Source organism: Pseudomonas sp. JUb42 (assembly GCF_024807945.1).
In the GTDB taxonomy this organism is placed as follows: Bacteria; Pseudomonadota; Gammaproteobacteria; order Pseudomonadales; family Pseudomonadaceae; genus Aquipseudomonas.
Window position 1 is genome coordinate 131,772 of the sequence record NZ_JANUFD010000019.1, and the last position, 21,311, is coordinate 153,082.

General features: G+C 62.5%; 18 protein-coding genes. 10 read left to right on the forward strand and 8 right to left on the reverse strand.

The window, feature by feature from the left end; genetic code table 11:
• Window positions 1-7: 7 nt before the first annotated feature.
• From M2401_RS30295 to M2401_RS30315, 5 genes are read right to left on the reverse strand one after another with little or no spacing between them, the layout of a single operon-like run.
• Window positions 8-1,240: a M20 family metallo-hydrolase gene (locus tag M2401_RS30295; protein ID WP_259109582.1), complete on the reverse strand. Its 1,233-nt coding sequence runs from the start codon at window positions 1,238-1,240 to the stop codon at window positions 8-10.
• Window positions 1,237-2,043: an amino acid ABC transporter ATP-binding protein gene (locus M2401_RS30300; protein WP_259109584.1), complete on the reverse strand. Its 807-nt coding sequence runs from the start codon at window positions 2,041-2,043 to the stop codon at window positions 1,237-1,239. The genes M2401_RS30295 and M2401_RS30300 overlap by 4 nt, the downstream gene beginning before the upstream one ends.
• Before the next feature lie 4 nt (window positions 2,044-2,047).
• On the reverse strand, window positions 2,048-2,695 hold the full coding sequence (locus tag M2401_RS30305; RefSeq protein WP_259109587.1) for an amino acid ABC transporter permease: 648 nt from the start codon (window positions 2,693-2,695) through the stop codon (window positions 2,048-2,050).
• Window positions 2,695-3,351, reverse strand: coding sequence for an amino acid ABC transporter permease (locus M2401_RS30310; RefSeq protein ID WP_259109588.1), 657 nt, complete (start codon window positions 3,349-3,351; stop codon window positions 2,695-2,697). The genes M2401_RS30305 and M2401_RS30310 overlap by 1 nt, the downstream gene beginning before the upstream one ends.
• An 11-nt stretch (window positions 3,352-3,362) precedes the next feature.
• On the reverse strand, window positions 3,363-4,211 hold the full coding sequence (locus M2401_RS30315; protein ID WP_259109590.1) for a transporter substrate-binding domain-containing protein: 849 nt from the start codon (window positions 4,209-4,211) through the stop codon (window positions 3,363-3,365).
• 333 nt (window positions 4,212-4,544) lie between these two features.
• Here M2401_RS30315 and azu point away from each other — a divergent pair, with 333 nt between their 5' ends.
• Complete coding sequence (gene azu, locus M2401_RS30320) at window positions 4,545-4,994, forward strand: azurin (protein WP_259109592.1); 450 nt, start codon at window positions 4,545-4,547, stop codon at window positions 4,992-4,994.
• 45 nt (window positions 4,995-5,039) lie between these two features.
• Here azu and M2401_RS30325 read toward each other — a convergent pair whose 3' ends face one another.
• Window positions 5,040-7,331 (reverse strand): acylase, encoded by a 2,292-nt coding sequence (locus M2401_RS30325; RefSeq protein ID WP_259109595.1) that lies wholly within the window; start codon window positions 7,329-7,331, stop codon window positions 5,040-5,042.
• Between the two features lie 297 nt (window positions 7,332-7,628).
• Between M2401_RS30325 and M2401_RS30330 the strand changes: the two genes are divergently transcribed.
• Both M2401_RS30330 and M2401_RS30335 read left to right on the forward strand, forming a co-directional pair.
• Entirely contained in the window at window positions 7,629-8,174 is a 546-nt protein-coding gene (locus M2401_RS30330; RefSeq protein WP_259109598.1) for an RNA polymerase factor sigma-70, read from the forward strand.
• A gap of 220 nt (window positions 8,175-8,394) precedes the next feature.
• Entirely contained in the window at window positions 8,395-9,396 is a 1,002-nt protein-coding gene (locus tag M2401_RS30335; RefSeq protein ID WP_259109600.1) for a FecR family protein, read from the forward strand.
• Here the strand turns inward: M2401_RS30335 and M2401_RS30340 are convergent.
• Window positions 9,393-9,878 (reverse strand): sigma-70 family RNA polymerase sigma factor, encoded by a 486-nt coding sequence (locus M2401_RS30340; protein ID WP_259109602.1) that lies wholly within the window; start codon window positions 9,876-9,878, stop codon window positions 9,393-9,395. The genes M2401_RS30335 and M2401_RS30340 overlap by 4 nt on opposite strands.
• A gap of 232 nt (window positions 9,879-10,110) precedes the next feature.
• Here M2401_RS30340 and M2401_RS30345 point away from each other — a divergent pair, with 232 nt between their 5' ends.
• Genes M2401_RS30345 through M2401_RS30355 form a run of 3 tightly spaced genes read left to right on the forward strand, consistent with a single transcriptional unit; the run spans window position 10,111 to window position 14,681 of the window.
• The gene (locus M2401_RS30345; RefSeq protein WP_259109604.1) at window positions 10,111-11,298 is read left to right on the forward strand and encodes an efflux RND transporter periplasmic adaptor subunit; all 1,188 of its coding nucleotides are present in this window, start codon (window positions 10,111-10,113) and stop codon (window positions 11,296-11,298) included.
• Entirely contained in the window at window positions 11,299-13,266 is a 1,968-nt protein-coding gene (locus tag M2401_RS30350; RefSeq protein WP_259109606.1) for a MacB family efflux pump subunit, read from the forward strand. It begins immediately after the preceding gene.
• 2 nt (window positions 13,267-13,268) lie between these two features.
• The gene (locus M2401_RS30355; RefSeq protein ID WP_259109607.1) at window positions 13,269-14,681 is read left to right on the forward strand and encodes an efflux transporter outer membrane subunit; all 1,413 of its coding nucleotides are present in this window, start codon (window positions 13,269-13,271) and stop codon (window positions 14,679-14,681) included.
• Between the two features lie 85 nt (window positions 14,682-14,766).
• Here M2401_RS30355 and M2401_RS30360 read toward each other — a convergent pair whose 3' ends face one another.
• On the reverse strand, window positions 14,767-16,377 hold the full coding sequence (locus M2401_RS30360) for a PvdJ/PvdD/PvdP-like protein (protein WP_259109608.1): 1,611 nt from the start codon (window positions 16,375-16,377) through the stop codon (window positions 14,767-14,769).
• Window positions 16,378-16,524: 147 nt separating this feature from the next.
• Between M2401_RS30360 and M2401_RS30365 the strand changes: the two genes are divergently transcribed.
• From M2401_RS30365 to M2401_RS30380, 4 genes are read left to right on the forward strand one after another with little or no spacing between them, the layout of a single operon-like run.
• Entirely contained in the window at window positions 16,525-17,904 is a 1,380-nt protein-coding gene (locus M2401_RS30365; RefSeq protein WP_259109609.1) for a dipeptidase, read from the forward strand.
• Entirely contained in the window at window positions 17,901-18,776 is an 876-nt protein-coding gene (locus M2401_RS30370) for a formylglycine-generating enzyme family protein (RefSeq protein ID WP_259109611.1), read from the forward strand. The genes M2401_RS30365 and M2401_RS30370 overlap by 4 nt, the downstream gene beginning before the upstream one ends.
• 22 nt (window positions 18,777-18,798) lie before the next feature.
• Entirely contained in the window at window positions 18,799-19,908 is a 1,110-nt protein-coding gene (locus M2401_RS30375; RefSeq protein ID WP_259109614.1) for an aminotransferase class I/II-fold pyridoxal phosphate-dependent enzyme, read from the forward strand.
• Between the two features lie 29 nt (window positions 19,909-19,937).
• A complete protein-coding gene (locus tag M2401_RS30380) occupies window positions 19,938-21,269 on the forward strand; it encodes a lysine N(6)-hydroxylase/L-ornithine N(5)-oxygenase family protein (protein ID WP_259109617.1) in 1,332 nt (443 codons plus the stop codon).
• Window positions 21,270-21,311: the final 42 nt, after the last annotated feature.

The window sequence follows — 21,311 nt, forward strand, 5'->3', positions numbered from 1 at the left end:
CTTGGTTTTACGGTTGTTCGGCAAGTGCCGCCAGGCTCCAGGCGAGTGCCCGGGTGCCGGCAAGCAAGTGCGCAGGTTCAGTGAATTCCAGCGGGTTGTGGCTGATGCCCGCGCGGCTGGGGACAAACAGCATGCCGGTCGGGCAGTGCCCGGCCAGGTACATGGCGTCATGAAAGGCGCCGGAACGAATGGCCTGATGGGCCAGGCCGGTGGCTGTGCAGGCCTGTTCCAGCACCCCGACCACAGTCGGGTCGAAAGCCGTGGGCGCATGGCTGAACAGGCTGCTCAGTTCGGTATCACCGGGCAGGCAGCCCGGCAGTTGCGCATCGAAGGCCGCCAATACCGCTGGGTCGGCATGGCGAAAATCGATGCTGAACGTGACTTCATTGGCGATGGTGTTGATCGCATTAGGCAGGACATTCCAGCGGCCGAAGGTCAGGCGCTTGTCCTCGGTGGCCAGTTGATCGGCCAGGGCATCGATGCGCCGTGCGGCATCCATTGCCAGCAGCATGGCGTCGCGGCGCATGTGCATGGGCGTGGTGCCGGCATGGGCCGAAGCGCCCTTGCAGCGCACCTGATACCAGCGCACGCCTTGAATACCGGTCACCACGCCCAAGGGAATGGCGGCCTGCTCCAGCACCGGGCCCTGCTCGATATGCAACTCGACAAAGGCATGGGCAGGGATTTTTTCCCGCAGCGGCAGATCAGGAAAACGCGCGGTGTGCGCATCCAGCGCCTCACCCACCGAAACGCCCGTGACATCGAGGTTATTGCGGTAGACCGCCAGGCGCTCAGGTTCGACATAGGCACTGGAACCCATGGCTCCAGGGCTGAACCGGCTGCCTTCTTCGTTGGTCCAGACCACCACTTCGATTGGCCGGCGCGTACGTATCCCGGCGGCTTGCAGAGCATGCAGGCATTCCAGGCCGGCCATCACACCGTAGCAACCGTCGAGGGTGCCGCCGGTGGGCTGGGTGTCGATATGGCTGCCGGTCATCACCGGTGGCAGATCTTCCCTACCCTCACGACGGATAAATAGATTGGCGCAGCCGTCAGTCCAGACCTGGCAACCCAGCTGGCGCGCCTGATCAAGCAGCCAGCCCCGGGCCTGCAAGTCCTCTTCAGATAACGCCTGACGATTCATGCCGCCCTGCTCGCCCGGTCCAAAGGTGGCCAGGGTATCGAGCAGAGCTTGCAGGCGCCGTCCCGAAACAGCGTCCATTGCCTGTTGAGCACTCATGACAAAGCCTCCACGCGCGGCGACAGGCTGCGGTTGAACCAGGGTTTGAGAAAGCGTTGCAGGCGCTCGGTCTTGGGGGCCTGGAACATCGCTCCCGGCTCGCCGGTCTCGACGATCTGGCCGGCTTCCATGAACACCACCTGACTGGAAATCTGCGCGGCGAAGCTCATCTCGTGGGTCACCATGACCATGGTCATGCCGTCGTCGGCCAGGCTGCGGATCACCTGCAGGACCTCCTCGACCAGTTCCGGATCAAGAGCCGAAGTGGGTTCGTCGAGCAGCATCAGCCGTGGCTTGACCGCTAATGCCCGGGCAATGCCGACACGCTGTTGCTGACCACCGGACAAACGCGCCGGGTAGGCATCAGCCTTGGCCGCCAGCCCTACCCGCTGCAGGGCGGCATCGGCCAGGGTGCGGGCCTCGGCCTTGCTCATGTGCTTGCCCAGTACCAGCGGCGCCATGACGTTTTCCCGCACGCTCATGTGCGGCCACAGGTTGAACTGCTGAAAGACCATGGACAGCGGCTTGCGCACTTCATCTATCTGGCTGTCGCTGTCGCGGTCCCTGACGGTGCGGCCCGGGCCGCTGTAGCCGAGCAACTGGCCGTCGATCCAGATTTCGCCCTCGTCATAGGTTTCAAGGAAGTTCATGCAGCGCAGGGCGGTGGTCTTGCCCGAGCCGGACGGGCCGATCAGCGAGACGATCTCGCCGGCCTGGACCGACAGCTCGAAGCCCTGGAGTACCCGGTTGGTCCCGTAGGACTTGCCGACACCGCGCAGTTGCAGGAGGGGTAAATGGCTCATCGCATCAACCTCGCAGATGGCGCGTCGCCCGTCGCCCCAGGTACTCGGCCACCGCTGCGACCGAAGTGGTCAGCAGCCAGTAGCTCAGCACCAGCAAGGCGTAAGGCACGACGTAGGAAAAAGTGGTGGAAACGATGCGGCCGGCCGTCAGGGTCAGTTCGGGTACGGTGATGATCGAAGTCACCGCACTTTCCTTGATGGTCAGGATCACCTGATTGCCCAGCAACGGCAGGGCAAAACCCAGGGCCTGGGGCGCCTGGATATGCCAGAACGCCTGGCGCCGGGACAGACCGTGGACCCGCGCCGCTTCGACCTGACCACCCGGCACGCTGGCCCAGGCCGAACGAAACAGCTCGGCAAAATAAGCAGCGCTGTACAGCGCCAGGGCGAAGATGCTGGCCTCGACCGCTTCCAGACGCAGGCCCAGCACCGGCAAACCGAAATAGATAACCGCCAGTTGTGCCAGAAACGGCGTACCACGGATCAACCACACGTAGAGCCCATACACACCGGCCAGCATCGGCACGGCCAGGCGCAGGGCATTGAGGCCGAAACCCAATAGCAGCCCCACTGCGGCGGCGGCCAGGCTGATGCCCAGGGTCACCAACAGGGCCTCGCCGAAGTCGGGCAGATAACTCAATAATTCGTGCATCAGGCGCGCTCCTGCCAACGGCGTTCGAGCAACCGGCCAAGCACGCTCAGCAGGCTGGTCAGGGCCAGGTAAAACACCGCCGCCACCAGATAAACCTCCAGCGGGCGATAGGTCTGCGACACCAGTTGCTGGCTGACCCGCATCAGGTCGGTAATGGAAATCACCGAGACCACCGCCGAGACCTTGATCACGTCGATCAGCTCACTGATCAACGCAGGTGACGTCAACCGCAGCACCTGCGGCAGTTGGATGCGGGTCAGGGTCTGCCATTTGCCGATGGAGAACACTCTCGCCGCTTCCAGTTGACCTTTGGGGATCGCGGCAAAACCGCTGCGCAGGATCTGCGACTGGTAGGCCGCCGTGTTCAGCGCCAGGGCCAAACCGGCAGCCACCAGCGGCGGCACATCGATATTCAGTGCCGACGGCAGGTAGAACAGCAACAACAGCTGCGCCAACATCGGCGTGCCGCGAAAGAAGCTCACGTACACCCTGGCGAAGGCCACCCCGCTGCGGCTGCTGCCGGTACCGAGCAGATGGATCAGCACGCCCATGACAAACCCCAGGACCATGCTTGCGGCGCACAGCCACAAGGTGGTCAGGGCGCCATCGAGCAAGGCGGGCCAGTACAGCGCCAGGCGTGTGGTGAAATCGTTCATAGCCAGGCCACTCAGATGCTCGGAACCGGCATGGCATCGGTTGGCAGGGTCATGCCGAAACCGAACCACTTGTCCTGGAGCTTCTTCAGGGTGCCGTCTGCACTGGCGCGCGCGATGCCGTCACTGAACAGCTTGACCAGGGTGGCGCTGTCGGCGCCCTTGCGCCCTACCCAACCAAAGTAAGTGGTCGGGCCGACCATTTCCGGCAAGGTGCTGAATACGCCGGGACGCGCCTTCATCAGCGGGCCGAGGTTGGACAGCGACTGCGCCACGCCATCGAGACGGCCGTTGGCCAGGTCGGCATAGGCCTCATCGAAGCTGACGTATTCCTTGATCCGCGCCAGACCCGGTTGGCCTTCGGCCTTGAGCTTGGCATTGAAGGCCTGCAACACCGCCAACTGACCGGAGCCGGCCTGGGAGCCGATGATCTTGCCGTTAAGGTCGCCCACCGATTTGAGGCTGTTGTCATCGCCGCGCTTGAGCAGGGCCACAGTGGATTCGGCAATCGGCACGGTGAAGGCGAATTGCTCGAAGCGCGCCTTGTTCACCGTAACCGAAGTCACCACGAAATCGAACTTGGCGCTGTCCAGGCCCGGCAGGATGCCCTGGAACGGCAGGTCGAGCTGACGCACCTTGACCCCCGGCAGATCGGCATCGAGCACGTAGTGCATGAGGTCGGCGCCGTAACCGACGATCTTGCCGTTCTCCACCGACTCGAAAGGCGCGAAGCGCGCTTCGGTGGCGACGACGATTTCCTTTTTGTCCTTGATCCGCTGCAACAAGTCATCGGCCTGAGCCATGGACACGGCGAACAGAGTAATCAGTGACAGGGACAGTGCTTTGAGTGCGTGGCGTTTCATCGGTGTTGGCTCCCCTTGAATCGACAGGATTTATATTCAAGTTACTTGAATAAAGATACAAGAGCATGAAGCGTGCCAATCGGCAGCAATGCCAATTCAAGGTACTTGAATGATTTTCATGGGGAGGAATTTGCTTCAGGAGGGTGCAGCAAAGGCAGTCACTGACTCAGGTCGGTGCGCGGTCGATAGAAGCGAACGTGTTCGCGAGGGGGTCGGTATGACTGACCTGGCACACCGCGTTAATCGGCTCGCTTCTTTATAGACCGGTTAAAGCGCAGCGAATGAGCTTCGTCTTGCTAAGGGCATACCCCTCGACTACTCACGGAGAATTCTATGCTGCGCCCTACCCTGGCCATCGCCGCCCTGAGCCTGTCCGGCCTCGCCTGGTCGGCCGAACCCTGTACGGTGGATATTCATGGCACCGACCAGATGACCTACGACCTCAAGACCATCGCCGTGCCCGCCAGCTGCAAGAAATTCACGGTCAACCTGCTGCACCCCGGTACGCTGCCGAAGAATGTGATGGGCCATAACTGGGTGCTGGCGAAGAAGGAGGACATGGCCGCCATTACCGCAGACGGCTCCAAGGCGGGAGAAGCCGACGACTATCTACAACCGGGCGATCTGCGCGTGCTGGCCCATACCCGGTTGATCGGTGGTGGCGAACAGGCTTCGACAACCTTCGACACCGCCACCCTGAAGTCCGGCGAGAACTATGTTTTCTTCTGCTCGTACCCGTTCCATTCGACCATGATGAAGGGCACGCTGACCTTCGGCGGCTGACCGCTGTGCCGGTGAGCAAGGCCATCTGCTCACCGGCAACCGGGCTTATTTCAATTCCAGTGTCTGCTGCACACCATCGGCCTTGATCTGCTCAGGGGTGAAGGGTAGCGGCCGCCATTGCTGCGTCGAGAACAGTAGCGTCTGGTCCTTGAAATGCGCGGACGCCGGGTCGCTGGACTGGGACATCGCCAACAGGCCCCGGGCGACCGGCCCCTTGTCGTCGAAACTGACCAACTGGATGTAGCTGCTGCCACCGTCGACAGTAAAACCGGCACCGTTACGCTCAACGGTAATGGCGTTATAGATACCCAGCTTGCCGTCACCTCCCGGGATGGCGATGCGCTGCCTGTCACGGACCACGGTCTGCAACTGGCCCCAGCGGGTGTCGGCTGCCAGGTTCAGGCCCGCCACACGGGTGCTGGCATCGATCAGACTCTTGTGCAGACGTGCGGCAACCTCGGGGCGTTCCCAGGCAAGGCCACTGGGGGTACGCACCGGATCACCGGCCGCAAACGCCTGGCGCCAGCTGTCGCCCCCGGCCTGCAGGCCGACCATGACCCACTGGAAATACAACGGCCCCAGGCCACTGGAGGTCTGCGCCTGACGATCCCAGCCCTGCAATGCCGTACAGGCTGGCCGGACAGCCGAATCACTTTGGCGCCGGCAGAACGCCAGGATGTCGTCCAGTACCAGGTCAGCCAGATACACGCGGTTACCGGTGACCAGTTCTGCGAGAAAGTCCGCCGAGACCGGCCGCTCGCCCAACGGCTGCAAGCGGCTCAGGGCAAACCGGGCACGCAGACCCAGGGGCCGGTCGCTGCGACTGATCAACGGCGAAAACCCTGTGAGCGGTGCAGCGGGCCGGGTCATCCAGGCGCTGTCATTGGCGTTCTGCAGCACATCATTGCCCAGTAATTGCGGCAGATGGCTGGCCGCGACAATACCCGCCTGCCGCGCGCCCGGATCATTCTGCCAGTTACAGGCCGAACGGCTGCCATCCAGGCCAGGCAAACCGGCCTTGACCAGCGCCGGGTCAGCACACTGTGCGAGGCTGGCGAGGGGCATATTGGGGATGACCCCGGCATTCATGTACAGCGCCCCGCCACGGTCATCCACTGCCAGTGTGTTGACCCAGGGAATCCCTTGCAAGTCGCTGATGGCCTGTTGCAACTCGACGACGCTGTGGGCGCGGTTCATCGCATCCCATTGCGCCAGGATGCGGTCATTGCCCAGGTTGGCATCCTGCAGGGCATAGGCCTGATGGGCGTCCCATGGCATCAGCCCCGGCAGACTCACCACGGGGCCGAAGCGCGACTCATAGACATCGTGATTGACGCTGGTCAGCTTGCCGTCATCCTCGCGAACCTGCACCTGGACCGGCCGTTTGCCCATGGCTTCACTGTGGCCATCGACGATATAGCGCTGCGAATTCTGCGGGTCGAGTTGCAGGCGATGCAGGGTGAAATGGCTGGACTGGTCGACCGTATGGGTCCAGGCCATGTGCTGGTTGAAGCCAATATTGACCAGAGGCAGGCCCGGTAGCGCGGCGCCCATGACATCCAGTTGGCCAGGGATGGTCAGGTGCATCTGGTAAAACCGCAGGCCACCGTTCCAGGGGAAGTGTGGGTTGGCCAGCAACAGGCCTCTGCCGTTCTCGCTGCGCGCGCCGCCCACGGCGATGGCGTTGCTGCCACGGGTCTGGGCGAAGCCCTGCAACCGGGCCATAGACTCGGCGACGATTGAACTGGAAGCCACTGCGGGCTGAGCCGACGTCGGTGGCGCCGCACTGACCAGCGCCTTGGCAAAACGACCGACGCCACCTTCCACCAGCAGACGCCGCACCAGGCGCACAGCGTCTTCCTTGACCAGGGGGCGCAGCCAACCGGCGTTACGACAGGCTTCGGGTAGCTGGCTGGCCGGGGTCTGTGACAGATACGCATTAAACCCGGCGACATAACCGGCGATGCGCTGTTGCATGGCCACTGGCTGCGCCTGCCAGAACGCCTGGACCTGTTGCGCGCTGTTTAGCCACTGGAAAAAGATATCGGAGGTCAGGTTGTCCTGGCCCACGGACGAGCGGCCGGCGCGGCCAAGTACCCGGCTGCGCTGACCACTGACAGTGACGACTTCATCGGCGAGCAGGCACAGGTTGTCCCGCGCATAGGCGTAGCCGATGCCGTAGCCAAGCCCTTGATCATCGGCGGCCTGAATGTGCGGTACGCCCAGGGACGACCAGCTGATAACGGCTTTGCCCGGCGGCTCGGCAGCATTCACGGCACTGAGAGCCAGACAACAGCAGGAAGCCAGGGCCAGGGTTTGCAGGGATAGCGGATGCACGAAGGCTCCTTGAACGGACGCCGCGTTGGCGGGGGAAATCTCTGTTCAGGGAACGAGCAGGCTTTTACGGAATTTAGTCACATTCTTCACATCTTTTTAGAAGCGACCCGCTCTCGGAAAAACGCCCTGTTTTAGCCCATGAAGCCGTGGTCTGAGACGAAATTGGCACTATGGGAATGCGAAAATAATCCATTAATAGGATTAATTCCCATTTGACAATGATAAGCAACAGACTTACTTTTGCCGCCGAAACGTACGGATACATTTTCTGTCAACCTCGACCGCGCAGGTAACATCATGCAGGACTCAGGCATCACAGACCTTCGGCTAAACGGATTCCCATCCCTGCTTCAGACATTGATTTCCAACCGTGCAAGCTTGATCAAGACCGCTGCCAGGATCACCGGCTGCCATAGCCGCGCCGAGGATGTTGTTCAGGATGCCTATATCCGGGTGTCATCCATGACCTCCGATACGCTGCCTTTCAATGCCCGGCTCAATTACATCTTCCGCATCGTGCGCAACCTGGCCATCGACCACTACCGCAAGCAGTCGATGGAGCAACGGTACTTCGTCAACGACGAGCAGAATCTGAATGCGGCGCCGCAGGTGTCTAATCCGGAGTCGATCAATGTGGACCGTCAGACATTGGGCAAAGTGGATCGCGCACTGGCACAACTGCCCGAGCGCACGCGTTATGCATTTGTCATGTATCGGGTGCACGGCAAGCCGCAGAAGGATATAGCCGTCGAACTGGGCGTCTCGCCGACCCTGGTAAATTTCATGATTCGCGACGCTCTGGTCCACTGCAAGAACTTCGTGGAATCCGCCCACACTCATTAAGCCGTAAGACGCTCCCGCCTCTCACCACCACGCCCTGACGCCCCATTGCCCGGTTAAGCCTGTACCCTCCTGGTACGACAGCCGGGCTGGTCGCTCATCGACATCCTGTGCAATCATGGCTATATGCCGTCACCCTGAATAATATTTAACTGTATAATTATCTACATACACACTAAAAGAATGGCGCTGTACGACCAGATCAGTCAGTCGGTAATTTTTCATGCCCACTCCTTCCGCTTCAGGCTCTTCCCATGACGCGCTAAGCGATGAAGCGGCGCATTGGTGCATGCGCGTCAATGAAGACGACTTCAGCGAACAGGAACGCGAACAACTCAATCAGTGGCTCGACCGTGATCCGGCGCACCAGCGTGAATTCGACGCCATGATGGAAATCTGGACCATCAGCGAATACCTGCCGACTGATTCGCCCTCTGCCCCCTTCATACCCGCCGAGCCACAACCGCTGCCACGGCGCACATTCAAGCGCCCGTTGATGGCTGCCGCCTTGTTGCTGCTTGCCCTGCCCATTGCCGGACTGATCGGCTGGCATCTGAATGTCATTCCCGACAGTTACCAGAGTTTCGAAAGCGGCTCGCAATTGCGCGACATCGTGCTGGCCGACGGCTCGCGAGTGCAGATGAACCTGGGCAGCCAGCTGTCATTCGCCAATTTCAAGGATCGCCGCAGCGTCACGCTGAACAAGGGCGAAGCCTATTTCGAAGTGCGTCACGATGGAAGCCACCCCTTCCTGGTCAATGCCGGACGCGGGCAGATTCGGGTAACCGGAACCAAATTCAATGTATGGACCTACCAGGACGAGGTCGTCGTCACCCTGATGCAGGGTTCGGTGCAGGTGATGGCTGACCGCAACAGGATCGATCAGCTGGCTTATTTGTCACCGGGCATGCAGGCCCGCTATACCGCGCAGATGATCAGCCCGCAAGTCAGCACCGCTCTGCCCGAAGAGGCCATGGCCTGGCGCAGCGGCAAACTCATCCTGCGCGACCTGTCCCTGAGCGATGCCCTGCCGCAGATCAATCGCTATCTCGCTGTTCCGATCCACCTTGGCGACCGGGCCACCGGTCAGCTGCGGGTTGGCGGTATCTACAACACCCAGGAAGTTGCCGCACTCGTACAGACTCTGCCCAAAGTGTTGCCGGTGTACCTGAGCAGTAACGAGAAAGGCGAGACAGTGGTCCGCAGCAAGCGCGCCGCCCCTTAAGCCCACTGCTGCATGCGCAGGCGGCAATGCTTCATGGCATTGACGATGTGCTTTTCGACCATGGCCCTGGACACATTCAGCCGCTCGGCAATTTCCGGGTGCGACAGGCCTTCGAGCTTGCGCAGCAGGAAACATTGTCGACACGGCTCACTGAGTTCAGCCAGCGCTCTGCGCATCAAGGCCAGGCGCTCTTCATCCACCGAACCGACATGGGCAGGCGCGACGAAGAAACGCTCGTCAGTTTCCAGCACCTCGATGGGCTCCACCCGGCGCACCACATTACGTCGGTGGGCATCGACCATCAGGTTCTGCGCGGTGCGGTACAAAAACGCCCGTGGATGGCTGACCTGGACCTCGCCGCGACGTTCGAGCATGCGCACATAGGCGTCATGGGCAATGTCCTCGGCGTTATGTCGACTGCCGAGTCGCGCGCTCAGATAGCCCACGAGCTCCCGGTAGTAATGGTCAAGCAGGACTGGCATCGAAGGTGCGTTCCTTGAATATTCGATGAAGAAGGTAATGCAATGCAGGCCATTTAATAGCATCGCCACGCCCTAAATTATAATAATTCTCATAAACTTTCAAAAAGACTCTCAGCAACTGCCTCCACATCGCTATAGAGCGCCTAAATTCCCCTTCTTTTCTTTCGTCTAACCGGCAGTTACCGACGCTGCTCCTTCGTGACAGCGCACCACCTACTGGCCGGAACCCTGCATGACTCCTCCTCGCCTTACCCGCCGCGCTGTCGCCGTTGTGCTTTGCCTGATCCCCGCCGCTGCGTTCGCTGCCTGGAGGCTATTGCCCGAGTCGCCGGATCAACGACCTTTCGTCAGTGTTTCCCGGGGCAATATCGAATCTGCCGTCACCTCTTTGGGCACTCTGCAACCACGGCAATACGTCGACGTTGGCGCACAGGCGTCGGGGCAGATTCGTACGCTGCATGTCGAAGTTGGCGACACAGTCAAGCAAGGCCAGTTATTGGTGGAAATCGATCCCTCGACCCAGAAGGCCCAACTGGATGCCGAGCGCTTCGCCATCGAAACCCTCAAGGCCCAGGTCAAGGAGCAACGCGCCGAGCATCTGCTGGCCCAACAGCAACTGCGCCGACAACAACGCATGGCCGTCGATGGCGCCACGCGGGAGGAAGATGTGCAGACCGCCCAGGCCAAGGTCTTGACCACCCAGGCGCGCATCGACATGTACCAGGCGCAGATTCTCCAGGCCCAGGCCACCCTGCGCAGCGCCGAGGCGCAACTGGGCTACACGCAAATCTACGCGCCCATCAGCGGCACCGTGGTCGCGGTAGACGCCCGGGTCGGCCAGACCCTCAATGCCCAGCAGCGCACCCCGCTGATCCTGCGCATCGCCAAGCTGTCGCCCATGACGGTCTGGGCCGAAGTCTCGGAAGCCGATATCGGCCAGGTCAAGGCTGGCATGCAGGCTTACTTCACGACCTTGAGCGGCGGCGGGCGCCGCTGGTCCAGTACGGTTCGACAGATCCTGCCGATCCCCCCCAAACCCCTGGACCAACTCAACCAGGGCGGTGGCAGCCCGGCCTCCGCCGCAGGCAGCTCCAGCAGCGGCTCAGGCAGCAGCGGTGGCCGAGTGGTGCTGTACACCGTGCTGCTCGACGTGGACAACGCCGATAACGCGCTGATGGCGGACATGACCGCCCAGGTGTTCTTTGTCTCAGGCAGTGCGCAAAACGTATTGACCGCGCCGATATCGGCCTTCCACAGCCAGGGCAACGACCGACAAACCGCCCAGGTACTGGCCGCCAACGGCCAGATCGAAGAGCGCCAGGTCCGTACCGGCCTGAGTGATCGTCTGCGCGTGCAGATCCTCGACGGCTTGCAGGAAGGCGACAAGTTGCTGATCAGCCCCACCGGCAGCGGGGGTTGAATGAGCACGCCACTGATTGAACTGATCGACATCCGTAAATCCTACGGCGGCGGCGACAGCCCCCAAGTCGATGTATTACGCGGCATCGATCTGGCCATTCACGCCGGTGAATTCATCGCCATTGTCGGTGCCTCGGGCTCGGGCAAATCGACCCTGATGAATATCCTCGGCTGCCTGGACCGGCCAACGTCGGGGCAGTACCGCTTCGCCGGAGAAGACGTCGCGCTGCTCAACATCGACGAGTTGGCGTGGTTGCGCCGGGAGGCGTTCGGCTTCGTATTCCAGGGCTATCACCTGATCCCCTCCTCCTCGGCCCAGGAAAACGTCGAAATGCCGGCCATCTATGCCGGTACATCGGCACTGCAGCGCGCCGAACGTGCCCAGGCCCTGCTGCAACGCCTGGGCCTGGGCGAGCGCATCGGCAATCGCCCACGCCAGCTGTCCGGCGGTCAGCAGCAACGGGTATCGATTGCCCGCGCGCTGATGAACGGCGGCCACATCATTCTCGCCGACGAACCCACCGGGGCGCTGGACAGCCATAGCGGCGTCGAAGTCATGAACCTGCTCGACGAACTTGCCGCCCAGGGCCATGTGGTCATCCTGATTACCCACGACCGTGACGTCGCCGCCCGGGCCCAGCGCATAATTGAAGTGCGCGATGGCGAGGTGATCAGCGACAGTGGCACAGGTCAAAACAGGCCCGAACCGGGTGCAGGCGCCCTGCACGCCGATGACCTGCGTCGGCGCCTGAGCCAGGCCAATACCGAGCGCAGCCCGTGGCTCGGGGAAACCCGCGATGCCCTGCAAGCGGCCTGGCGGGTGATGTGGACCAACCGCATGCGCACCGCCCTGACCCTGCTGGGCATCATCATTGGTGTCGCCTCGGTGGTGGTGATGCTGGCGGTGGGTGAAGGCAGCAAGCGCCAGGTCATGGCCCAGATGGGTGCCTTCGGCTCCAATATCCTGTTCATGAACGGCGCGCCACCGGCCCCCAGAGCGCCCAGCGGCCATATCCGCCTCAGCGATGTCCGGGCCCTGGCTGACCTGCCCCAGGTCAGGACCATCATGGCGGCCACCACCCTCAAGGCCCAGGTGCGCTACGGCAACCGCGACATGACCTCGACCATCGGTGGCTACAGCCCGGTGTTCCCGAAGATATTCAGTTGGCCGCTGACCGCCGGCAGCTTTTTCACCGACGCCGACATGACCAGCGCCGCAGCGGTGGCGGTGATCGGCTCGGAAGTGCAGAAAAAACTCTTCGTCGATGGTCGCGACCCGGTCGGCCAGTACATCCTGATCGAAAATGTACCCTTCCAGGTCATCGGCGTACTGGCGAGCAAAGGCTCCAGCGGCGCCAACCAGCGCAATGACCTGCGTATTGCCATCCCCTATACGGCGGCACGCATTCGCCTGTCCGGCGCCGAATACCCCGAGTACGTGGTCATCGGCGCGGCCGACAGCACCCTGGTCCACGAGGCCGAACAGGCCATCCGCAGCCTGATGCTGCGCCTGCACAACGGTGTGGCCGACTTCGAGATCGACAACAGCGCCGCCCTGATCCAGGCCGAAGCCCATACCCGCAACGGCCTTTCTCTGATGCTCGGGGCCATTGCCGCCATATCCCTGCTGGTCGGGGGCATCGGCGTGATGAACGTGATGCTGATGACGGTTCGCGAGCGCACCCGCGAGATCGGTATTCGCATCGCCACCGGCGCCCGCCAACGCGACATCCTGCGCCAGTTCCTGACCGAGGCCGTGGTGCTGTCGCTGGTCGGTGGCCTGATCGGTATCGCTCTGGCCCTGCTGATTGGCAGCGCCTTGACCCTGGCCGATGTGGCCGTGGCGTTTTCCTCCCTGGCCATGCTCGGCGCCTTTGCCTGCTCGGTCGCCACCGGCGTGATCTTCGGCTTCATGCCGGCGCGCAAAGCCGCCGGGCTCGATCCGGTCGCCGCCCTGACCAGTGAATAATCATGAATAAAGCCCCTTTCGCCCTGCTCCCTCTGCTGATCCTGCTTGGCGCCTGCAGTCAGGCGCCCGTGCCTCTGGACAGCGGCATCACACCACCCAAGAGCTGGCAAACGCCCGCTGCGGCAGCCGCGCAGTACCCGCAATGGTGGAACAGTTTCAACAGTCCGCAATTGACGCGCCTCATCGAGCAGGCGCGTCAGGGCAGCCACGACCTCAAGGCCGCCGTGACCCGGGTCCGTCAGGCCCGCGCCGATGTACGCATCGCTGGCGGCACGTTGCTGCCCAAGCTCGATGCCAGCGCCAATGGTTATCGCCAACGCCTGCTCAAAGGCCAGGGCTACAACGAACTCGACACTTCCAGCAGCGAACGCACCTACCATTACTTCAACCTGGGCCTGACCGCCAGTTATGAGGTGGACTTCTGGGGCGGCAATGCGGCGGCCCGGGACAGTGCCGAATACAACCTGCAAGCCTCTGCCTTTGATCGCGACACCCTTGAGCTGAGCCTGCTGGGCAGCGTCGCCGACAATTACCTGACCACCCTCGCCGCCCGTGAGCAGGCGCGGATTGCCGAACTCAACCTGAACAACGCCGAGAAAATCCTCGCGCTGGTGCGCAACCGCTATCAGGCCGGCTCCGCCACGGCCCTGGAACTGGCCCAGCAGCAAAGCCTGGTCGCCAACCAACAACGCCAGTTGCCGCTCTATCGGCAACTGGCGCGTGAAGCACTGATAACCCTCGCCACGTTGCTCGGCGAGCCGGTGCAGAATCTCAGTCTGGATGAGCAACCCTTCGAACAGATCACCGGCCCGGCCATCGACAGCGGCATACCCAGCCAGTTGCTGACTCGCCGCCCTGACATCGCCAGTGCCGAAGCACGGCTGGCCGCTGCCCAGGCCGATGTCAGCGTGGCCAGGGCGGCGTTATACCCGACACTGAACCTGACCGCTGGCCTGGCCACAGGTGATGGGCAACTGGTCGATCTCACCCGTAACCCGGTATTCAACCTGGGCGCAGCCATTACCGCGCCGATCTTCAATAACGGCCAGCTACGTGCCGGGCGCGACAAGGCCATCGCCCGTCAGGACGAGCTGCTCGATACGTACCGTGGCGTGCTGATCACCAGCTTCGGTGAGGTGGAAAAGGCCCTGAACAGTGTCGACGGTCTCGATCGCCAGGCGCGCTGGCAGAACGAAGAACTGACCCAGGCACAACGCGCGTTCGACCTGGCGGAGAGTCGCTACCGCGCGGGGGCCGAAGACCTGCTCAGCGTGCTCGAGGCCCAACGCAGCCTGTTCAGCGCCCAGGCCGATCGGGTGCAACTGCGCCAGGACCGGTTGCAGGCCAGTGTGGCGCTGTACAAGGCCCTGGGAGGTGGCTGGAGTCTGTCGTCGGTGGTGGCTAACAAACGCTGACCTCGCAGCATACCTATTCTGCAGACGCTGCCGCAGGCTGCGAATGGACTAGCTGACCCAACGCTGTCGCAGCCTGCTGCAGCGCCTACAACCCACCCCTGCTCGGCCCCGCCGCCAGATGGCGGCCATACCAGGGTCGCTGTGGCACTCGGCCCGCCAGGCGGTCGGCTTCTTCCTCGGGGCTGAAAATCACCTGCAAGGCCAGCTTCATGGTCTCGATATCCAGTTTGTCACTGCCGCCGCCGTTACCCAGGCCCCAGGCCCCGCAGCCTTCCCGGGAAGGGCCGAGCCAGGGCTCGGCCACGCGCACCCAGCGCCCCGGCGCGAACCACGGAATACCGTTGACCGTCAGCGGCAGCACCTCACCGGGATGGGCTTGCTGATGAGCGAGGAACCAGTCATTGAGGCGGTCATCAATCCAGCCATGGAAGGCCCAGAACACCGGGTTTACATGGGAGGAAAACGGATCGCCGAGAAAATCATTGCCCGCACCGAACCAACGGCCGGCAAAGTCATAGTTGCGCCGTGCATAAGCCATGGGCAAACCCGAGTCAGGGTCACGACCCAGGGCGGCCCAGCGCATATGCAACCAGTCATGGATACCCAATTCGATGCGCGATCCCAACTCGCCCAGGCACAGGGTGCTGAGGTACTGCGGGTCGTGCAACTGGGCCTCCCAAAGCTGGAAATTGGCGTACAGCCCCTGATTGCTCTTGAGGTAATACAGCCACTGGCTGAAGGCGTCGTCGCCACTGGCTTGCCAGGTGGGCGGAACACTGTAGCCCGTGCGGTTGCTAAGGTAATCGACAAAGGCCTGAGTGCCCTGGCCCAGATAAGGCCGCGGCGCCGGCATGCAAGGCCAGGAACGCAGGTCCTGAATCTCGCGCACGCCATGGAGCATATGCCGGTGCATGAACAGGAAGTCCTCGCCAGAGCCGTTGCGATGGCGATCATGGCCGCGGGCGTTGCGCTCCTTGCCCAGTGGGCCGACCTGCCAGCCCAGGGCGCGGATCATCTGGCGGCGCGACTCATCGATACGGTGCCAGCGATCACGGCTGGCGTGCCATAACTGGTGGTAGTAGCGCCGTTGCGGCGAGATCAGATCGTCATGCAAGGCCGCAACGAAGGGCAGGCGCTCACGGGCTTCGACAAAGGCTCGGCGACTGGCGACAAAACGCGCCTGAGGGCCGGAATAGCCCGGCTGGGTCCCGGCCACGCGAACCTGCCCGCTGATCGTCGCGCCGCCGCCACCTTCACTCCAGTCACCCCAGATTTCATCCAGCACCGCGTCGCAGTCATAGGCCGCGCCTGACGGGGCGACCATCTTCCAGCGCAGCGTCGGCAAGTGCTCGGCCGCCAGCGGCCCATACACCTGCAAGCCGTCGTCCGCGTAAGGCGCACGCCCCAGATAGCCACGCACGGCACGGGCGCCCTGACCGACATCGAGCAGCAGCTCCAGCGGACCGGCCAGAGCAGCCAGCGCCGGGTGAGCGTCCACCAGCTGCCAGTCCCAGATACCCACCAGACGCTCGGCCAGAAAAGCATTGGGCAAGTCATCGACCGGCACCGCAGGCTCGTCGCTGCTCAGCTCCGCTTCCTGCACCTGGTTCCACTTCTGCCGCCCGTACCAGCCGGCAGGCAGCACTACACCGGCGGCCACCAGGCCGGCCAGCATCCCTCGACGTGACACCTTCATCCACTGTACTCATGACGTGACTACTGCTGCGAAAACGAATGATCAGCACAGCGATTTAGCGCCTTGCTAAATTCTCCCCAACCCGACTCGTTTCACCCAACAGGTTCGAACGGCATGGGGCCGTCGTACAGGCGGGTCGGATAGGCAATGACGAAGCACCCTCAACAGTCGCGCAAATGGCCGTGGGCAGTCGCCCTGTCGGCTCTGGTCCTGATCGCCGCCGCAGGCGCCTGGTGGTACTGGGTATATCGCCATGCGCATCCCTTCAGTCGCGACATCGAGCAGCGTGCCAACGCCTTGCAAGAGCGCATCCTCAGCCTGGATGCCCACCTTGACGTGCCGCTTAACTACGGCAGCGACGGTCGCGAAGCCAACCGCGACGGCCCGACCCGGTTCGATCTGGTCAAGGCGGCCAAAGGCCGTCTGCGTGGCGCCTCCATTGCCATCTGGTCGTGGCCGGAGTTCTGGAGCGGGCCCAACTGGCCCCATCGCCCCACCGCCGGTTTCCAGGCGGCCATGGCCAATGAACTGGAAGTGCGTTATCGCATCATCACCAGCATCGCCAGGGACTTCCCCGAGCAGGCCGGCATCGCCTACTCCCCCGCCGACTTCCGCCGCCTGGCCGGTGAAGGCAAGTTCGCCATCATCATCAGCATGCTCAACGCCGCGCCCCTGGGCGACGATATCGACAAGCTGAACCTGTGGGCGGCCCGAGGCATGCGCGTGTTCGGCCCTGGCTATGTGGGCAATAACAGCTGGGTCGATTCGGCCCGCCCCCTGCCCTTCCTCGGTGACTCGGTAGACCCGCTGGGCGGCCTGTCGGATATCGGCCGTCGGGCCGTGTCCAGGCTCAATGACCTGGGCGTGGTCATTGATGTATCGCAGATGTCCAGCCAGGCCCTGAGCCAGATCACCCAACTGAGCCGCGCCCCGGTGATCGCCTCCCACACCGGCGTGCAGGGCATGATGGATATTCGCCGCAACCTGAGCGACGCCGACCTGGCCAGCATCAAGGCCACTGATGGCCTGGTCAACATCGTTGCCTACTCCAAGTACCTCAAGCCGTTTTCGCGCAAGACCATCGAAAAGATGAACGAACTGCGCGCCCGCTACAACCTGCCCGACGTGCAGAACCAGACCCAGATGGGCACCACGACTGACCCGGTGTTCTCGATCTGGTCGGAAAAGAAATTCGGTGAATACCTCACGCCCTTCTACGACATCCTCGGCGAGGAGCCCGAAGCCACTCTGGCTGACTACGTCGACTCCATCGACTACGCCGTGAAGAAGATCGGCATCGATCATGTCGGCATCAGCTCGGACTTCAACGACGGTGGCGGCGTGGAGGGCTGGGAGAACGTCAGCCAGGTCCGCAACGTCACCGCCGAGTTGATGCAGCGTGGCTACTCCGACGAAGACATCGCCAAGCTCTGGGGCGGCAACTTCCTGCGTGTCTGGGAGGCGGCCCAGAAAGCCGCCGCACCGGCCGCTGCTGCCATCGTCCAACACTCCCAAGGAAAACCATGAAACGTCTGACCGCACTGCTTGCCCTGGGCTGCCTGTCCCTCTCTTGCGAAGCCCTGGCGGCTGATCCGGTTGAGCCCGGCAAGGTATTCAAGGACTGCAAGGACTGCCCGGAAATGGTGGTGTTGCCTGCCGGCAGCTATGTCATGGGCACACCGGATGACGAAATGGGCAAACAGGATGACGAAGGCCCTCTGCATCAGGTGACCTTCGCCCAGCCCTTTGCTGTCAGCCGTTTCCATGTCACTGCCGAACAATGGCAGGACTATGCCAAGGCCACCGGCACCGTGCTGCCCGACGGCGATTTGCGCCCCGGCCGCCTGTGCAAAAACGGCAAGCCCAGCTATCCCCAAAGTCCGCGCCAGCCTGCCGTGTGCATGAACTGGGAAGAAGCCCATGGTTACATCCGCTGGCTGGCAAAGAAGACCGGCCAGCCCTATCGCATGCTCAGTGAGTCAGAGCGTGAATATGCCGGCCGCGGCGGTTCCACCGGGCCCTTTCCGTTCCCCTTCGACAACGAAGGGGAATACCAGATCACCAAGCACGCCAACGGCTACGGCCCCAAGGATGGCTTCACCTACACCGCCCCGGTGGGCAGCTTCCCGGCCAATGCCTTCGGCGTCTTCGATGCCCATGGCAACGTTTATGAATGGGTCGAAGACTGCTGGCATAGCGACTATGTCGGTGCCCCCACCGATGGCAGCGCCTGGACCACCGGCGGCACCTGCAGCCATCGGCAGATTCGCGGTAACGACTATCTCGAACCGCCCATTTTCTCACGCTCCGGCAACCGCAACGAGCGCGAACCCGAAGTACGCGGCGACTGGTTGAGTTTCCGCGTCGCCCGCAATCTCAACGGTAATGACAAGGACTGACGTCCGCCCACGGAGAAAAAACATGACCTCATTGAGTCGACGCCGTTTTGTCACCGCTGCCACCCTGGCCAGCCTCGCCCCGGCCCTGCCCGCCTGGGCGGCAAAAAACCCTGCCAAGCCTGCGATCGACCCGATCTTCGGCGATGACATCGTCCGCCTGGACTACAACGAAAGCCCCTACGGCCCCAGCCCTGCGGCGGTCAAGGCCATGGAACTGGGTGCCCGCCAGAGCGGCCGCTACTACTACGAACAACAGGTGCGCCTGATTGAGTTATTCGCCCGCCAGAACAAGGTGCCAAACGATCATGTCGCGGTGTTCTGCGGCTCGCGCTCGCCGTTGCAGTACGGACTGGCCCGCTCGGCGGGCGCCCGCAGCGTGGTCACCGCCGCGCCGACTTATGACTCGGTGGCCAGCGGTGCCCGCTATGTCGGCGCTGCGGTGCATGAAGTTGCCCTGGACGCCCGGCATGCCCATGACGTACGCGGCATGCTTGCCGCTGATGCCCAGGCGGGGGTTATCTATCTGTGTAACCCGAACAACCCCACCGGCACCCTGACACCCCATGCCGATATCGAGTATCTGGTCAGCCACAAGCCCAAGGGTTGCCTGGCCATCATCGACGAAGCCTATCTGCACTTTTCCGACGCCCCACCCTGCCTGAACCTGGCAGTAGAAAACGACGATGTGATGGTCCTGCGCACCTTCTCCAAGCTTTACGGCATGGCCGGAGCCCGTCTGGGACTGGTCATCGCCAGGCCCGAATTGCTCAAGGACCTGCAACGCTTCAATGGTCGCAATTTCATTTCCGTCAGCACCTCCCTGGGCGGCATTGCCAGCCTGGAAGACCCCGACCTGGTGGCTCTGCGCAAGCGCACCAATCGCCACATCCTGCAAGACACCGTGCAACGCCTGCAGGCTGCGGGCTACCGCTGCACCGACGCCCAGGCCAACTGTTTCATGATCGCCCTGGGCCGTCCGGCACAACCGGTGATCGATGCCCTCGAGCAACGCAAGGTCCAGGTCGGCCGGGTCTTCGGCGCATGGCCCGAGTGGATGCGTGTCACCGTCGGTACTGCCGAGCAGATGCAAGTCTTTCTGAATCAGTTCTTCAGCGTCATGCAGCACTCATAAAACCGGATAACACATTTCAAGGAGACCCCATGATGAACGCCCTTAACAGCAAGACCGTTCATGACGTTATCGGCATCGGCTTCGGCCCGTCGAACCTGGCCCTGGCCATTGCCCTGGAAGAGCTGACACACAGCGAGGGGCGCAGTCTGAACAGCGTATTCATTGAAAAACAGGCCGATTATCGCTGGCATGGCAACACCCTGGTCGGGGGCAGCGAAATGCAGATTTCTTTTCTCAAGGACCTGGTCAGCCTGCGCAATCCTTCCAGCCCCTACAGTTTCGTCAATTACCTGCATCGCCATGGTCGCCTGGTCGACTTCATCAATCTGGGCACCTTCTATCCATCGCGCATGGAGTTCAACGACTACCTCTGCTGGGTGGCCGGGCACTTCAACAGCCAGGCCCACTACGGCGAAGAAGTGCTGCGTATCGAGCCGATCAACGTCGGCAGCGAAGTCGATCACCTGCGGGTGGTCAGCCGCGATCAGCAGGGCCGTGAACACGCACGCTATGCCCGCGCCGTGGTCGTGAGCAGCGGAGGTACGCCGCGAATCGTCGAGCCTTTCAATGAACTGATGGGCGACCCGCGAGTATTCCATCACGCCCAATACCTGAGCCAGGTCAGCAGCCTGCCCTGCGCCGCTGGCAAGCCGACCCGGGTCGCCATCGTCGGCTCAGGGCAGAGCGCCGCCGAAGCCTTCATGGACCTGCATGCCAGCTATCCCTGCGCCCGCGTCGACATGATCGTGCGCGGTTCGGCACTGAAACCGGCGGATGACACGCCGTTCGTCAACGACATCTTCTCGCCCGCCTATACCGACCTGGTGTTCGACCAGCCCCCGCAGGAGCGCCGCAAGCTGTTGCAGGAGTATCACAACACCAACTATTCGGTGGTCGACCCTCAGTTGATCGAACGCATCTACGGCATTCTCTATCAACAGAAAGTCTCCGGTGATTTGCGCCATAACGTGCTGTGCCGCCAGCAGATCGACAGCGCCCGTACCACCGACCAGGGCATCGAACTGATGCTCCACGACCTGGCAACCGATGATCGCCGTCAGCACCGCTACGATGCGGTCATCCTTGCCACCGGCTACGAACGACGTTCCCATCGCGATCTGCTCGCGCCAGTGGAGCAGCACCTCAAGCAGTTCGATGTTGATCGTCACTACCGCGCCCTGGCCAGCCCCGATCTCAAGGCAGCCGTGTTCCTGCAAGGATTCTGCGAGGCCTCCCATGGCCTGAGCGATACCTTGCTGTCGGTGCTGCCGGCACGCAGTGAAGAAATCGGCCGGGCGCTGTATGCGCTGAGTGAAACCCGACGCCTCGAACAGCCCCTGGCTGCCCTGGCCGGCATCTGAGCGTTGCGCTCACACCCTCCCCTGGACCGGCTCAGCGAGACC

Bases quoted from the DNA above. Each gene is read 5' to 3' on its own strand.
- M2401_RS30295 (WP_259109582.1), bottom strand. From the start codon at position 1,240: ATGAGTGCTCAACAGGCAATGGACGCTGTTTCGGGACGGCGCCTGCAA.
- M2401_RS30300 (WP_259109584.1), bottom strand. From the start codon at position 2,043: ATGAGCCATTTACCCCTCCTGCAACTGCGCGGTGTCGGCAAGTCCTAC.
- M2401_RS30305 (WP_259109587.1), bottom strand. From the start codon at position 2,695: ATGCACGAATTATTGAGTTATCTGCCCGACTTCGGCGAGGCCCTGTTG.
- M2401_RS30310 (WP_259109588.1), bottom strand. From the start codon at position 3,351: ATGAACGATTTCACCACACGCCTGGCGCTGTACTGGCCCGCCTTGCTC.
- M2401_RS30315 (WP_259109590.1), bottom strand. From the start codon at position 4,211: ATGAAACGCCACGCACTCAAAGCACTGTCCCTGTCACTGATTACTCTG.
- azu (WP_259109592.1), top strand. From the start codon at position 4,545: ATGCTGCGCCCTACCCTGGCCATCGCCGCCCTGAGCCTGTCCGGCCTC.
- M2401_RS30330 (WP_259109598.1), top strand. From the start codon at position 7,629: ATGCAGGACTCAGGCATCACAGACCTTCGGCTAAACGGATTCCCATCC.
- M2401_RS30335 (WP_259109600.1), top strand. From the start codon at position 8,395: ATGCCCACTCCTTCCGCTTCAGGCTCTTCCCATGACGCGCTAAGCGAT.
- M2401_RS30340 (WP_259109602.1), bottom strand. From the start codon at position 9,878: ATGCCAGTCCTGCTTGACCATTACTACCGGGAGCTCGTGGGCTATCTG.
- M2401_RS30345 (WP_259109604.1), top strand. From the start codon at position 10,111: ATGACTCCTCCTCGCCTTACCCGCCGCGCTGTCGCCGTTGTGCTTTGC.
- M2401_RS30350 (WP_259109606.1), top strand. From the start codon at position 11,299: ATGAGCACGCCACTGATTGAACTGATCGACATCCGTAAATCCTACGGC.
- M2401_RS30355 (WP_259109607.1), top strand. From the start codon at position 13,269: ATGAATAAAGCCCCTTTCGCCCTGCTCCCTCTGCTGATCCTGCTTGGC.
- M2401_RS30360 (WP_259109608.1), bottom strand. From the start codon at position 16,377: ATGAAGGTGTCACGTCGAGGGATGCTGGCCGGCCTGGTGGCCGCCGGT.
- M2401_RS30365 (WP_259109609.1), top strand. From the start codon at position 16,525: ATGACGAAGCACCCTCAACAGTCGCGCAAATGGCCGTGGGCAGTCGCC.
- M2401_RS30370 (WP_259109611.1), top strand. From the start codon at position 17,901: ATGAAACGTCTGACCGCACTGCTTGCCCTGGGCTGCCTGTCCCTCTCT.
- M2401_RS30375 (WP_259109614.1), top strand. From the start codon at position 18,799: ATGACCTCATTGAGTCGACGCCGTTTTGTCACCGCTGCCACCCTGGCC.
- M2401_RS30380 (WP_259109617.1), top strand. From the start codon at position 19,938: ATGATGAACGCCCTTAACAGCAAGACCGTTCATGACGTTATCGGCATC.